Here is a 13,634-nt window from a genome sequence, read left to right on the forward strand (position 1 = left end):
TCTGAGCGCATTAGCGTGCGTTGGATGGAACCGCATTGAGATCGTTTCTGAATCCAACATCATTCGATTCGTGCTGGAAAGCCCGCTGCAGGCTCGATCCGGTTCCGCACTACGCACGCTTATGCATGAGTTTCACACGCGCAGAAGCGGATTATCATGGCGGCCAAGTGCCATGCTTAAGCCTTCATAATACCTAATTTTTTGAAACTTCTTCCAAAGACCGCCGAACCAGAACCATAACCATCTCCTTGCGATACCAGGCCGAAGCCCGCAGATCCGAGATGGGGCGGGCTTCTTCCGACGCGGTCCGGGCGGCCTCGGCGATGGCGCCGGCATCGACCTTTTTCCCCGCCAGGACCTTTTCAGCCATCAGCGCCCGCATGGGCGTCGGCGCCACCGCTCCCAGGGCGATTTTAACCTTTTTCCATTCCCCGGCCTTGCCGTCGATCCGGCCGGCCACCGCAACCCCGACGATGGCAAGATCCACTGCATTGCGGCGGCTGATGCTTTTATACAGGCTGAAACTTTTGGGCGCCGGAGGGGGAACCACGACTTCCGTCAGGATTTCCCGGTCAATGACGGTTGACCCCGGCCCCTGGAAAAATTCCTCCAGGGGCAGGACCCGCTCCCCCCTCAGGCCCCTCAGCTTGACCCTGGCCCCCAGTGCCAGCAGCGGGGGCGCCAGTTCGGCTGCCGGCGACGCCGTGGACAGATTGCCGCCGATGGTGGCCAGGTTGCGGACCTGGATGGATGCAAGCGCTTTTGCCGCCTGATGGAGGCCGGCAAATTTTTCCTTGATGATGTCCGCGGTCTCGATCTCCCTCACGGTTGTCAGGGCGCCGATCCTGAGCCCTTCGGCCTCGTTGAAGTGGATGTGCCGGACGCCGGGGATATGCTTGATGTTGATCATATATGTCGGACTGCGGGCGCCTTCTTTCATCCACACCAACAGGTCCGTTCCGCCGGCAAGGACCTTTGCCTCGTCGCCGTACTTGTCCAGTAACGAAACCGCTTCAGATAAATTGGAAGGTTCGAAGTATTCAAACTCCTTCAATTTTCTAAGCATGTGTCCCCCTAACGTTTGGGTTCTTCCGTATAATATTTCTTCCAGGCCTCGCCCGTGCGAAGTTCTTCGGGAATGTCTTTCGACTTCAGCGTCATGTCCGCAATCAGGTGCCCGTCTTTTGACGACCACGAATGGCAGGGTTTACCCAGGGCGATGGCGATTCGGGATTTCAGCGGATCCGTTGCGTTGATCTCCATCACCATGGAAGACAGGGATGTCTCTTCCGAAAAGTGGTTTCCGTGACGGCAAATCGAATTCGGTCCGGGCCCGTTGGCATGGTCCTGGGAAAACTCGATCATTTTTTCCAGGGTGACCTTCCCCTTGTTGGCATGGAGCAGCTCCAGACAGCGCAAATACCGGCAGATGCTGGAAAGATCGTCATCCCGGGCAAGCGCCTTGAGAATGACAAAGCGGTTGGACCGGGCCGCCACCGCATCCCGGACGATTTCGGTTGCCATTTCAGCGTAGGACCCTTCAATAATGACGGCTTCCTTGGCATCGGCGAATTCGATGTTTCCCGGCGTGCTCATGGGGCTTGCCAGAAGTCCCGGCAATATGGTCTGGGCGGCCTCGACGGCGTTGTTGCCGGCCTCCAGACCGTCCCGCATCATCGCCCCCCTGTCCAGCGCCTTTAACTGCGTGGCGTCCTTTTCCGTTCCCCTCTGGGTCAACTCTTTGGTCCGGGAAATGTTGCAGCCGGCGGCAACGCCTTTGTCGTTCATTCCCATTTTCAGGGCGGTCTGGCCGGCGGCAGTGACGCCGATGGTTTTGTTGGCCCCTTTGGGTTCGGTGGCGATGGCGATATTGATCTCCTTGTTCAGGTAGGCCAGGGGCCCGACATACTTTTCAGAACCGACCTTGTCGCTTTGCTTGAAAAAAACCGTGCTGCCGTTGGCGCCGGTTTTGCCGACGGCCATCATCACCGTGCACCCTTCCGGGAACACCACGTCATGAAACACATTGTAGGCCAGCAGCTCCGGATAGGGCAGTTTCACCCCCCGGGCCATTCCTTCGATTTCCTCCAGGCGGGATGCCCGCCATATCTTTTCGTGCCCCAGGGCATTCCGGAGTATCGCCTTTTTCTGCCGGCCCTGTTTTTTTAATTCCTTCCAGAAAGCAGCCAGGTTGTGTCTAATTTCAGCGCTGAGGAGCTCCCCCTGTTTCCTTCCTATTTCCCCATGACTGCCGTCGCAGTATAACATTTTTTCGATCATCGATTCCTCCATTCCTATTTCAAATCACGATTTTTGTGAAGGGTAACATTACCCCTTAACCCGGTGATTGGCTGATGGTTCAGGTGAAGGATATGCTCCTCCGTTATTTTCCTTGACCGTTGAAGTTCTATCCACGGACTACGGACCACAGACAACTTACCTTCTGTCTTTACCTGCCCTTTCCTGCTGCCTACCGCTTACTGCCTACTTTTTTTCCTGTCTCCTGCTCCATCACACTATTGCTTTGATATGCTTCCCCTTGGGCTTGCCCACGATTTCACCGTCTTTCATCACGATGTTGCCCCGCACCACTGCGTATACCGGCATCCCCTTTACCTTCCAGCCGTCAAACGGCGTGACGGTGTTGCGGCTGTGGAGCTTTTTGCTGTCGATAACCCCTTCCTTGTCCATATCGATAATCGTGAAGTCCCCGTCCGATCCCACGGCAATGGTCCCTTTCTGGGGATACAGGTTAAACAGCCTGGCTGGATTTTCAGTAACCAGTTTCACGTATTGGTTCAGGGAAAGCATGCCGGCATTGACCTGGGTCAACATGAGGGGCACCTTGGTTTCAACCCCCACAAAACCGGGGGTGACTTTCCAGATATTATCGTTGAACTTTTCCTCCTTGCTGTGGGGCGAATGATCCGTATCGATCACCTCCACGGTTCCGTCCAGAATGGCATCCCACAAGGCCTCGCCATGTTCCCGGGAGCGGATCGGCGGATTCATTTTCAAAACGCCGCCCACCTTTTTCATATAGTTTTCATCCAGCATCAGATAATGCGGGCCGGTTTCCGCCGAAACATCGATCCCCCGGTCCTGGGCCTCCCGGATCATCTCCACCCCTTCCATTGAGCTGAGATGGTAGATATGCAGTTTGCACCCCGCCACCCGGGCGAACAGAATGGCCCGCTGGATGGCTTCGGCCTCGGCAACGGCCGGCCGCGCCTCAACATGGGCCAGGGGATCGGTCCGGCCGGCGGCTTTCAGTTTGGCGGTCATGTAATCCATGATGGGGTTGTTTTCGGCATGAACCCCGATGCGCAGTCCCGTCTCCCGGACCAGTTCAAACGCCCGGAGCATGCCCCCGTCGTCCGGCGCCGGAACCCCGCCGACAGTAGAGCCCATAAAAATTTTAAAAACATTTGCGCCGCCCTTGGCCAGCGCAGGAATCATCTCCACCGTCTCCCCCACAACGGCGACCACCAAACCGTAATCCACATACGCTTTGGGTTTTATCATTTTGAGTTTTTCCTTGAGTGCTTCGGGTGTCGAACAAAACGGCAAATTGTTGGGCATGTCGAGAACCGTCGTGACGCCGCCGCAGGCAGCAGCCGTCGAACCGGTTCCGAAATCTTCCTTGTATTCATACCCCGGTTCCCTGAAATGAACGTGGGCGTCGATGATTCCCGGCAGAACATATTTACCGGTTGCATCAATGGTCTTCTTGGCATCGGAAAAACTTCCGCTGCGGCCAATCGCCGCAGTCTTGCCGTCCTTTACCGCAATGTCGTCGCCTTCATAGGTTCCCTGTGATGATACGATTTTGCCGTTCTTGATAACCAGATCGAATCGCATTTAAAATTCCTCCTTGTTCTGGGGAGACCTTTGCAAAACGCCCCCTTTTGCCCAATCTCCGCGTCAGGCTCAAATTTTAATCCTCGAAATACTCCGTGTAATCCTGTGGTTAAAATGATCGCCTTCCTTGATCTTGAACAAAATTGTGCATTTATCAAAGGTCTCCAAGTTTAGATTGAAAGTTTTTCTTAATTGCCCCTAATTATAAATAACTTATTGATTCACCTCTCTGCGCCCTTTGCGCCTCTGTGGTGAATCATTTTAAATGTTTACGGCTGCAGTCCGGGCCGCTCTGCCGCGCAGCTTGCAGCCGCAGGATTCCCGGATCACCAGCTTCGATTCCAGCACAACTTTATGGATATAATCCCCTTCCTTGTTTTCGATATAGTCGATCAGGATCTGGACGCCCAATCCCCCCATGGTATATTCGCGCTGACTGACCGTTGTCAGGCGGATCCGCTGATTCGACGCAAACTCCGTATCGTCAAACCCCACCAGGGCAAGGTCATCCGGTATTTTCAAACCCAGTTCTTCGGTCGCGTCGAAAACGCCCATGGCGATATAATCGCTACCGCTGAAAATGGCTTCGGGCTTTTCGGCCATCAGCAGCAGCTTTTTGGCGCCTTCATAACCGGTTGCCCGGGCAAAATTGCCCTGGAATATGTAATCGGGCCGGATGTCGATGGCATGATCCTTCAAGGCCCGCTGATATCCCTTTAACCGCTCCAGGCCGGTGAATACATTGGAGGGCCCGTCGATAATCGCAATTTTCTTGTAACCGAGGTCAATGAGATGCTTGGTAATATCATAGGCGCCCTTGAAATTATCCAGAACCACGTAACTGTAGTTTTCGCTCTTGAGTTTTCGGTTGACCAGCACCAGAGGAAACCGTTTTTCAATCAGTTTTTCCACTGCGGGCTCGTGCAGGCGGGAAGAGGCAAAGATGAATCCGTCCACACCCACATCGAGCATGAGATCGACATAGGAATCCATCCTTTCGGGTTTGTGATCGGTGCTGCAGAATATGACATTATATCCGACCTGATGCGCTTTATCTTCAATCCCCCTGGCCAGGTCGCCGTAGAAGGGATTGCGAATATCGGTCACCACCAGCCCGATGATCTTGGATTTTTTCAGGGCCAGGTTGCGCGCCCGGGCATCCGGTTTAAACCCCAGTTTTTTGACAAGGCCCAATATGCGCTTTTTAGTCTTGTCCTGAACCCTGGGATCGTTATTCAGCGCACGGGAAACGGTGGTGTGCGACACCTTTGCCATGCGCGCGATGTCCCGGATGGTCATGCTGTTTTTGGGCATTCGGCAGCCTCGATGGAGATTTGGACCGGTTGAAAAGATGATTTATGTTACCGGTAACATAAACCTTACTTCAGACTGGATGTCAATTCTTTTTTTGGGAAAAATGAAAATATCGAAATTTACATGGCAGCTGATGCTTGTCTCTTCTCTGAAAGACACATTGCAGGGAAAAATCAAAGCGTGGCGGCATTCGACCGTAGCGCACCCCAAAAATGATCCATCCGTAAAACCAATTTCTGGAAAATCCTGGTTCCTATGCGGTCGGTTTGTGCCTGTCCAGCGGACTGCACACCGCCCTGCCCCCCTTGTTCAAGACATGCGTATAGATCATGGTCGTACTTACATCTTTGTGACCCAGCAGTTCCTGAATGGTGCGAATGTCATATCCGTCCTGCAACAGATGGGTGGCAAAGCTGTGGCGGAACGTATGGCTACTGACGGGCTTGTGGATGCGGGCAAGTTGCACTGCGGTTTTGATGGCCGTGTGAAGGGAATTTAAATGCACATGATGACGCCTTAGCCCTATTACAATCTTGATCCTATAAAAGTTTACGATATAGTTGAAAAAATTGAAGCTTGGATCAACTACGTTGAAGGCGGTCATAACAAAAGCTTTGAGTCAGACGACTAATACCGTGCGGTTTTGGAAAGCAGTTGGTTATTCTTCATTCCTTCGGTTTAACAATATTTTTGCTTGATAGTCGGCGCTGCTCAAACTTGGCGTTAGCTTTCGAAAATTTGCTTTCGATAATTTGCTTGACAAAACAGGCATTCCTGCATATATTGTAATACAAAAATGACAGGAGATGCATTATGAATACAGCAATATCAGTACGGCTACCCAAGAATCTTGCCAGCCAACTCGATAGCATAGCCAAAGAGACCGAAAGGCCTCGCTCTTTCATCATTCAGAAAGCCCTGGAGTTTTATATCGAAGATTTCGCAGATCTCCAGATCGCCCTGGACCGACTCCACGACAAGGGGGATGAGATTATTTCAGCTAAAGAGATGAGGAAGTCCCTTGGCCTATAATATCGTCTACAAGAAGTCGGTCCACCGCGACCTCAAAAAGCTATCGAAGCCCGAGGCGAAACGCATCCTTTACCTAATTGAGAAGGAACTGATTAAGCAGCCTGAATCCAATCCTATGCTCAAGGGTCAGTTTGCCGGTCTTCGCAAGTACCGCGTCGGTGACTATAGGGTGATTTATGCCCTGCTGGGTCTTGATATCCTTATCCTTAGAATCGGCAATCGTAGGGATGTTTACAAAGGCGAAATCTAACCTTTAAGGATTGACACGACCTGTAGGGTCGTTTTCAATCTATTGTTCAAGAAGCCCGGACAGGGCGCACTATTTATTAGGGGTAATGCTTCGGGATGTATTGGGGGTGATTTGCCGGAGTATGGTGCCGCCGGTCAAAATCGGAGCTGTCCGGTAATATCGAAGCGTCTATTTTTCAGAATCAGCTAAAAACTGCTCGTTCTTTGACAAGTAGAGCCGGACATTCCACCGTTTTGGCCACCACAGATCGCAGCTATCCTGTGCCTCCGGGTTGTCGGACAGCGGAGTAATGAAAATAGAGCAGTCTTAAATCCTCCTTTTAGCCGGGCCTTGCCGGAACCATCATAAAGGGCAGCACCGAATAGAGGTATGTGAGCTTTCCGCCGCAATGAGGGCATGTCGGCGGCGGGTCGAGAGCAAGGGTTGGTTGGCAGCAGGTGATTTCAAACCCGTAAGCCAGCTCTATGAGCGAACGGATCCTATCGAGCGGGACAGACGCGGCCGGGTTTAAAAACCCGTAGTAGCGCACCTTCATAAAGCCGGTTGGCAAAGCGTGCTGTAAAAAGCGTCGTAGAAATTCCATGACATCAAGGGTCATGATGCGTCGGCGGTTGCTGTGCGATTTTTTATATGTAAAGGAGACCTTACGGTCTTTGACTTTGACGATGCGGCTGTTTGAGATGGCGACCTTAAACACATAGGGGGCCAGATACCGGACGCTGTGCGAGCTGCTGCCCACGGGCTGGCAGTTGACATTCCAGTCGATTTTCCAGACTTCGGCGGGAATGGAGCTTGGAAAATCTGTCTTTTTGATTTCATCACGGAACTTGGCTTTCCATTTCCCTCTGCCCCTCTGGGGTCGGACCACGATAAGTAGTTGATATTTTATAAAAAGAGTTCTAAAAAATGGCTGTTTTTTAACTTAAACATACGTTTTTGGGTACAAAATTGCTGTTCTAAGGATTTTTAACAAAATACTGTTTAGCTTAAACGGTCCTTTTTGGGGTTAAAAAGCATCGTTTTAGACGGTTTTAGGGCCTATTTTAGGATTCTTTCGCTGGTATTATAGTAAGTTACCGTGGTCCGACCCCGTACTGCGTGGTCCGACCCCGTACTGCGACCCCGTACTGCGGAAAAAACAAGGAAGCGACAGTTTGTTTTTTTATGTATCGGCTTCTCCCTGCCTGTCATCCTTGGCTTTACCATCGTCGATATTCTTGAAGGTGATGCATTAGAAGTATTAATCAATATCCTGATGGCTGCGGTCTTTGTTTCCGGATTCATTTGCATAAAAAAATGGGAGGCAGATATACTGGTATATCGGTTGGGAATGGTCCTGCTGAGCGTTATGTTTCTCTATAATGTATCAATTGGCTCGGGGCATGGAACGGCGATTTACTGGCTTTTTTCTTTTCCCCTGGTGTATGTGTTTTTTTAGGGAAAAAGGAAGGCGGCGTAACCTCTGCCATCTTTTTCATCCTTTTATGCATTTTGCTGATCAATCCATTCGGGTTCGACGTTTACGCTTACAGGATTGAAATCAGTTTACGCTTCCTCACCTCCTTGCTGCTGGTTGCGCTGATGGCCTACGGATTGGAAGCCTCCCGTGAAAAATACGGACGCCTTTTAATTGAAAAACATGCAAGGTTGCATGAGGAGAAACAAAATCTCGAGCGTGCATTGAAAGAGGTTAAAACGCTGAGCGGATTAATACCTATCTGCAGCAGTTGTAAAAAAGTGCGCGACGATAAAGGTTTTTGGCAGCAAGTTGAAATCTATGTGCGTGATCGTTCTTCAGCAGATTTCACTCATGGCATCTGTCCTGACTGCTACGAAAAGTTATATCCAGACTTTAAATAATCAGCATAAAATAAATGAAAGTTCTCAACATTCACGAGTGCGAAATTGATGCCACCCCCGGGCAGGTCGGCGCGCTCATTGATTCACTTGCTTCAGCAGGTGACGCCTTATGGCCCAATCATTTGTGGCCCCGGATGAAATTTGACCGTCCACTGGATCTCGGCGCAACCGGCGGGCATGGCCCGATAAGGTACTTTGTCGAGAATTACACACCAGGCCAATCCATAAAATTTCGCTTCACCGGTCCGAAAGGCTTTGATGGTTTTCATGGCTACGAAATCGTGAGCGGCCTTAAACAAAAGGTTGTCCTGGGGCATACGTTGAAAATGAATACTTATGGGCCGGCGATGGTGTCATGGCCTTTGGTTTATCGGCCCATGCATGACGCTTTGATTGAGGACTCCCTTACGACCGCCCAGGTATCCCTCGGACTGACCCCGAAAATCCAGGCATGGTCGCTTTGGGTTAAGATTCTTCGTTGGATTGTTTCAGGCGGAAAGGCGCGTTCTCAGGTTACACCCCACCACAGACGCATGCAAAAACGCACCGCTAATCGAGCGTCTGACCAAGAAGATTAAAAGATTATATGAACCAACCATCATCGAAAGTTAATGAACTTGATCCTAAAAGAATAGTCAGACGCACTTTTTTCACTCCGAACGTATTTCATTGCGCCGCATAAATTATATAAGGAGGAAAATATGAAGCTGAAAAACAATGTCCAGTGGGTTGGAAAAATTGATTGGGAATTAAGAAAATTTCATGGCAATGAATATTCAACTCATCGAGGCTCGACGTATAATTCGTATCTGATAAAAGAAGAGAAAAAGGTGCTTATCGATACGGTATGGCTGCCGTTTGCAAAAGAGTTTGTTCAAAAATTGCGGGAGTCGATCGAGTTAAGCGACATAGACTGCATCGTCGCCAACCATGCGGAAATAGATCATAGCGGCGCACTGCCGGAAATAATGGAACATATCCCTGAGACCCCGATATATTGCACCTCGACCGGCATCAAGTCCATCAAAGGCCATTATCATAAGGATTGGAATTTCATTTCCGTAAAAACCGGCGATAGTCTTGATATGGGGAATGAAAAGAAGCTGATTTTTGTCGAGATGAAGATGCTCCATTGGCCGGACAGCATGGCCTGCTATCTGACAAAGGACAACATCCTGTTCAGCAATGATGCTTTCGGCCAGCATTATGCCAGCGAGTACTTATTCAACGATATGGTGGACCAGGATGAGCTGTTTAGTGAATGTATAAAATATTACGCGAATATTTTAACACCTTTCAGCGCCCTGGTTCGGAAAAAAATCGATGAGGTTCTAGAACTTAAAATTCCCATTGATATGATTGCCACGAGTCATGGCGTGATCTGGCGAAAAGATCCCACCCAAATAATCAAGAAGTATATCGAGTGGTCGGAAGCATACCAGGAAGACCAAATTACCATTATATATGACACCATGTGGGGTGGAACGCGCAAGATGGCGGAATCCATCAGCCAAGGAATAAAAAAAGCCGACGGTACGGTCAATATAAAACTGTTCAATGCTGCCCGAACGGATAAAAACGACATCATTACCGAAGTTTTTAAATCCAGATTGATTTTAGTCGGCTCCCCTACCATAAACAAAGGGATATTAACTTCTGTCGCCGGTTTGATGGAAGAACTCAAAGGGCTGGGATTTAAGAATAAAAAGGCGGCGGCCTTCGGTTCATATGGATGGAGCGGAGAATCCATAAAAAATATTACAAAGTTACTGGAAGATTCCGGTTTTGAAATCATCGACCAGGGAATTAAAGCGCTATGGAACCCAAATGAGGATGCCGTCAAGGAATGTATTGAATTTGGCAGTCGAATTGCATCGGCCTGATATGGCACCTGCCGCTTTAATCGAACTGCACAAACAGGAAAAATAACCCTGCCGGAGGAATAATGAAACCCGTCAGTCCAGACAAAACCATCGTCAGTTGGGTTCGGAAAGGGGTTTAACGTATGAGCAAAACCGCATTGATCACAGGCGCAACATCCGGCATCGGATATGAATTAAGCAAGGTTTTTGCAAAAAACCATTACAATCTTGTCATCGTTTCCAGAAACAGGGAGAAACTCGACGCTGTCGCCGGAGAATTAAGCCGTTTATATGACATTCAGGTTAAGGTCATTGCAAAAGACCTGTGTAAGTACCCCGCACCCCAAGCGCTCTATAATGAAACCACTGACGGCGGCATCCAAATCGACGTGCTGGTAAACAACGCGGGTGTTGGCATCAACGGCCGTTTGGTTGATTTAAGCGCAGCAAAACACATGGATTTGATCCAGCTCAACATTGCTTCCCTGACCATTCTCTGCAAGCTGTTCGGCGCAGACATGGTTAAAATGGGTTCCGGCGGCATTCTCAATGTTGCATCAACAGCGGCATTTCAGGCCGGCCCGTTCATGAGCGCGTACTATGCTTCAAAGGCGTATGTGCTTATGTTTTCAGAAGGATTGAGCGCGGAATTAAAGGGGACCGATGTGACCGTAACTGCCCTGTGCCCCGGCCCGACCCGGACGGATTTTTTTGACAGCGCCGGCATGAAAGGCTCAAAACTGGAGAAAATCCCTTTCATGATGACCCCGGCTAAAGTGGCTGAGATCGGTTTTTCCGGCTTGCAAAAAGGTAAAACGATTGTCATACCCGGGCTGGTCAACAAGATCCTGGCCTTTTCGTCGAGGTTGTTTCCCCGTGGCATGATCACGGCAATAACCTCATATTTGAACTATGAAAAAAACTGATTCATTTTCTATGCGGAAACAAACATATCCATTATTTTCGTTGAAGGATCATTTTTTCTCATTATTTTCAACCTTCCAGGCCTTTTTTGAGGTTTCGCTTCCGAATATAAAAAACCTGCCGACCACCGCCTTCCTGAATTGTAAAACTTTTGTCATCGCCCATTTTTTTCTTTGTAATTTCAAAAACTTTTCCTTATAAATACTCATTTTCCATTTTCGTTCTTATGTCATTGCTAAACTGATGCAGACAGGAAACCTCCTACACCTGCAAACGACTGTAATGCTGCGTTTCGATTACAACAAGGAGAGCAAATTTGAACTTCCCAACCCTTCAAATGAATAACCTGGTCTGCCGCATCCCCATTATCCAGGGCGGCATGGGCGTCGGCATTTCCATGGCCGGTCTGGCTTCTGCCGTGGCAAATGAGGGCGGCGTCGGCGTGATCGCCACCGCCATGATCGGTATCAATGAATCGGATGTCGCCAGCAATCCGGTTGAAGCCAATATCAGGGCCTTAAAGCGAGAAATTCGCAAAGCCCGTTCCCTGACCCGCGGGATCATCGGCGTGAATATCATGGTCGCCCTGACCAATTATGCAGATCTTGTCAAAGCCGCCATAGAAGAGTCGGTCGACATCATTTTTTCAGGAGCCGGCCTTCCCCTGGATCTGCCCTCCTATATTACAAATGGCGCCAGAACCAAACTCGTTCCGATTGTATCATCCGCCCGCGCGGCCCTATTGATCTGTAAAAAATGGCTGGCCAAATATAACTATCTGCCGGATGCCTTTGTGGTCGAAGGTCCCAAAGCCGGCGGTCACCTGGGGTTTAGGGTGGAACAGTTGGACGACTCTGACTTTACCCTGGAAAAACTGGTGAAAGAAGTGATCGCTGCAACAAAATCGCTGGCTGCCGAAAAGGGGGCTTTTATTCCCGTTATCGCGGCCGGCGGCATCTATACCGGCCGTGATATTCGCGACATTTTAGAGCTGGGGGCATCCGGCGTTCAGATGGGAACCCGGTTTGCAGTTACCGTTGAATGTGATGCCGCCCCCGGCTTTAAGCAGGCCCTGCTTCTCGCTAAAAAAGAAGACTTGATCGTCATCAATAGCCCGGTGGGCATGCCCGGTCGGGCTGTCCGCAATCACTTTCTAGATGAAGTTGGGAACGGCAAAAAACATCCCTTCAACTGCCCCTATAAGTGTCTCAAAACCTGCCGCCAGGCTGAAAGCCCCTATTGCATCGCCCTGGCCCTTGCAGCCGCCAAAAAAGGAAAGCTGAAAAACGGTTTTGCCTTTGCCGGCAGCAATGCCTACCGGGTCAATGAAATTATTCCGGTAAAGACCCTGATCGCATCCCTGCAGCAGGAATTTTCCCTGACCTATTCTTGACTTTTGCGCCCTCCCGGCATTATCTTTCCAAAACCCGAATATCGACCGGACGGGTATAATGCCGTCCGGGCCGCTTCTACACTATAAGAACAAATACAATGAGATACGCCAAATCAGATGACCTGCCTGACATTGTGGCCATATATAACTCGGCCGTTGCAACGCGCCTGTCTACGGCTGACACGCAAAAGGTAACCATTGGCGCCAAAGCGGATTGGTTTCAAAAACATACCCCCGACAAACGGCCCATATTCGTACATGAAGAAGATGGCGAGGTCGTCGCATGGGTCAGTTTTGAATCGTTTTACGGCCGCCCTGCTTACGACCATACTGCTGAAATCAGTATTTATGTCTCTCCCCGGTGCCAAGGCCGCGGAATGGGTCGGCTACTTCTGCAAAATTCCATTGAAACAGCCCAAAGACTTGACATAAAAACCCTGATCGGGTTTATTTTCTCCCACAATGAACCGAGTCTAAGACTGTTCAAATCATTTGGATTCAGACAATGGGGCATGCTCCCGGATATTGCAGAGATGGACGGAACGGAATACAGCCTTTCGATACTGGGGAAACGGGTCAAGCCCTGAGTCCTTTAACCGTTAAAAGTCGGAAGGGGTTAAAAAAAACAGACCACTTTAGAAAAACCCATCCGCCCCCGGGATCTTATTCATAGATAATCAGGGGCGGATCAACAACGGGAATGTAACATGGATATCACCCTTACAACACCGGCGTTGCTGTTTCCCGCAACCTGCCTGCTGTTATTGGCCTTTACCAACCGGTTTCTGGCTTTAAGCGCCCGCATTCGTACGCTGAGCGCCCAGTATAAAATCAACCCCGAAGACATCATTGTGAGCCAGATTGTCAGTTTGCGTAAACGGGTGGTATTAATCCGGAATATGCAGGCATTCGCCGCGGCCAGCCTGTTTTTATGCGTCCTGTGCATGTTTGCCATTTTCGGCGGCTTGAATATGCTGGGGAAAATCATCTTCGGCATCAGTATGCTGCTGATGCTGGTTTCCATCGGCATTTCCATTAAGGAAATTGCCGTATCGGTTGAGGCATTAAATATGGAGCTGAGCGGCATGGAAAAGCAGAGAAAGCCTTGAATATGTGAAAGAAGGCTCTTCAGACTTTA

Annotated in this window: 14 protein-coding genes and 1 pseudogene; 9 read left to right on the forward strand and 6 right to left on the reverse strand. The window is 49.8% G+C overall.

Annotated features, from left to right (window positions below; all coding sequences use genetic code 11):
• Nucleotides 1-193: 193 nt before the first annotated feature.
• The 5 genes and pseudogenes from P1P89_06400 to P1P89_06420 all read right to left on the reverse strand — a co-directional run bounded on the left by P1P89_06400 (nt 194) and on the right by P1P89_06420 (nt 5,692).
• Complete coding sequence (locus P1P89_06400) at nt 194-1,066, reverse strand: xanthine dehydrogenase family protein subunit M (protein ID MDF1591129.1); 873 nt, start codon at nt 1,064-1,066, stop codon at nt 194-196.
• An 8-nt stretch (nt 1,067-1,074) separates the two neighbouring features.
• The gene (locus P1P89_06405) at nt 1,075-2,280 is read right to left on the reverse strand and encodes a C45 family autoproteolytic acyltransferase/hydrolase (protein ID MDF1591130.1); all 1,206 of its coding nucleotides are present in this window, start codon (nt 2,278-2,280) and stop codon (nt 1,075-1,077) included.
• Nucleotides 2,281-2,511: 231 nt separating this feature from the next.
• A complete protein-coding gene (gene allB / locus P1P89_06410; protein MDF1591131.1) occupies nt 2,512-3,861 on the reverse strand; it encodes an allantoinase AllB in 1,350 nt (449 codons plus the stop codon).
• A 261-nt stretch (nt 3,862-4,122) separates the two neighbouring features.
• A complete protein-coding gene (locus P1P89_06415; GenBank protein ID MDF1591132.1) occupies nt 4,123-5,175 on the reverse strand; it encodes a LacI family DNA-binding transcriptional regulator in 1,053 nt (350 codons plus the stop codon).
• A gap of 253 nt (nt 5,176-5,428) precedes the next feature.
• A pseudogene (locus tag P1P89_06420) lies at nt 5,429-5,692 on the reverse strand (tyrosine-type recombinase/integrase).
• Between the two features lie 296 nt (nt 5,693-5,988).
• Here P1P89_06420 and P1P89_06425 point away from each other — a divergent pair.
• A complete protein-coding gene (locus P1P89_06425) occupies nt 5,989-6,207 on the forward strand; it encodes a ribbon-helix-helix domain-containing protein (protein ID MDF1591133.1) in 219 nt (72 codons plus the stop codon).
• A complete protein-coding gene (locus P1P89_06430; GenBank protein MDF1591134.1) occupies nt 6,197-6,457 on the forward strand; it encodes a type II toxin-antitoxin system RelE/ParE family toxin in 261 nt (86 codons plus the stop codon). The genes P1P89_06425 and P1P89_06430 overlap by 11 nt, the downstream gene beginning before the upstream one ends.
• Before the next feature lie 319 nt (nt 6,458-6,776).
• Here the strand turns inward: P1P89_06430 and P1P89_06435 are convergent, their stop codons facing one another.
• Nucleotides 6,777-7,325 (reverse strand): transposase, encoded by a 549-nt coding sequence (locus P1P89_06435; GenBank protein ID MDF1591135.1) that lies wholly within the window; start codon nt 7,323-7,325, stop codon nt 6,777-6,779.
• Between the two features lie 713 nt (nt 7,326-8,038).
• Between P1P89_06435 and P1P89_06440 the strand changes: the two genes are divergently transcribed.
• The 7 genes from P1P89_06440 to P1P89_06470 all read left to right on the forward strand — a co-directional run bounded on the left by P1P89_06440 (nt 8,039) and on the right by P1P89_06470 (nt 13,605).
• A complete protein-coding gene (locus P1P89_06440) occupies nt 8,039-8,317 on the forward strand; it encodes a hypothetical protein (protein MDF1591136.1) in 279 nt (92 codons plus the stop codon).
• Nucleotides 8,318-8,331: 14 nt separating this feature from the next.
• Nucleotides 8,332-8,895 carry an SRPBCC family protein gene (locus tag P1P89_06445; GenBank protein ID MDF1591137.1) on the forward strand — a complete coding sequence of 188 codons (564 nt, stop codon included), beginning with the start codon at nt 8,332-8,334 and terminating at the stop codon, nt 8,893-8,895.
• Between the two features lie 123 nt (nt 8,896-9,018).
• Complete coding sequence (locus tag P1P89_06450; protein MDF1591138.1) at nt 9,019-10,200, forward strand: anaerobic nitric oxide reductase flavorubredoxin; 1,182 nt, start codon at nt 9,019-9,021, stop codon at nt 10,198-10,200.
• A gap of 122 nt (nt 10,201-10,322) precedes the next feature.
• Nucleotides 10,323-11,105 carry an SDR family oxidoreductase gene (locus P1P89_06455; protein MDF1591139.1) on the forward strand — a complete coding sequence of 261 codons (783 nt, stop codon included), beginning with the start codon at nt 10,323-10,325 and terminating at the stop codon, nt 11,103-11,105.
• A gap of 314 nt (nt 11,106-11,419) precedes the next feature.
• Nucleotides 11,420-12,496, forward strand: a complete 1,077-nt coding sequence (locus P1P89_06460; protein ID MDF1591140.1) for a nitronate monooxygenase — start codon at nt 11,420-11,422, stop codon at nt 12,494-12,496.
• 98 nt (nt 12,497-12,594) lie between these two features.
• Complete coding sequence (locus P1P89_06465) at nt 12,595-13,083, forward strand: GNAT family N-acetyltransferase (GenBank protein ID MDF1591141.1); 489 nt, start codon at nt 12,595-12,597, stop codon at nt 13,081-13,083.
• A 120-nt stretch (nt 13,084-13,203) separates the two neighbouring features.
• Entirely contained in the window at nt 13,204-13,605 is a 402-nt protein-coding gene (locus P1P89_06470) for a DUF2721 domain-containing protein (protein MDF1591142.1), read from the forward strand.
• Nucleotides 13,606-13,634 lie beyond the last annotated feature (29 nt).

This window comes from Desulfobacterales bacterium, assembly GCA_029211065.1.
Classification (GTDB): Bacteria; Desulfobacterota; Desulfobacteria; order Desulfobacterales; family JARGFK01; genus JARGFK01.

Excerpts from the sequence above, each read along its gene's own strand:
- P1P89_06405 (MDF1591130.1), bottom strand. The coding sequence starts at position 2,280 with ATGATCGAAAAAATGTTATACTGCGACGGCAGTCATGGGGAAATAGGA.
- P1P89_06425 (MDF1591133.1), top strand. The coding sequence starts at position 5,989 with ATGAATACAGCAATATCAGTACGGCTACCCAAGAATCTTGCCAGCCAA.
- P1P89_06470 (MDF1591142.1), top strand. The coding sequence starts at position 13,204 with ATGGATATCACCCTTACAACACCGGCGTTGCTGTTTCCCGCAACCTGC.
- P1P89_06455 (MDF1591139.1), top strand. The coding sequence starts at position 10,323 with ATGAGCAAAACCGCATTGATCACAGGCGCAACATCCGGCATCGGATAT.
- P1P89_06450 (MDF1591138.1), top strand. The coding sequence starts at position 9,019 with ATGAAGCTGAAAAACAATGTCCAGTGGGTTGGAAAAATTGATTGGGAA.
- P1P89_06445 (MDF1591137.1), top strand. The coding sequence starts at position 8,332 with ATGAAAGTTCTCAACATTCACGAGTGCGAAATTGATGCCACCCCCGGG.
- allB (MDF1591131.1), bottom strand. The coding sequence starts at position 3,861 with ATGCGATTCGATCTGGTTATCAAGAACGGCAAAATCGTATCATCACAG.
- P1P89_06400 (MDF1591129.1), bottom strand. The coding sequence starts at position 1,066 with ATGCTTAGAAAATTGAAGGAGTTTGAATACTTCGAACCTTCCAATTTA.
- P1P89_06465 (MDF1591141.1), top strand. The coding sequence starts at position 12,595 with ATGAGATACGCCAAATCAGATGACCTGCCTGACATTGTGGCCATATAT.
- P1P89_06415 (MDF1591132.1), bottom strand. The coding sequence starts at position 5,175 with ATGCCCAAAAACAGCATGACCATCCGGGACATCGCGCGCATGGCAAAG.
- P1P89_06440 (MDF1591136.1), top strand. The coding sequence starts at position 8,039 with ATGGCCTACGGATTGGAAGCCTCCCGTGAAAAATACGGACGCCTTTTA.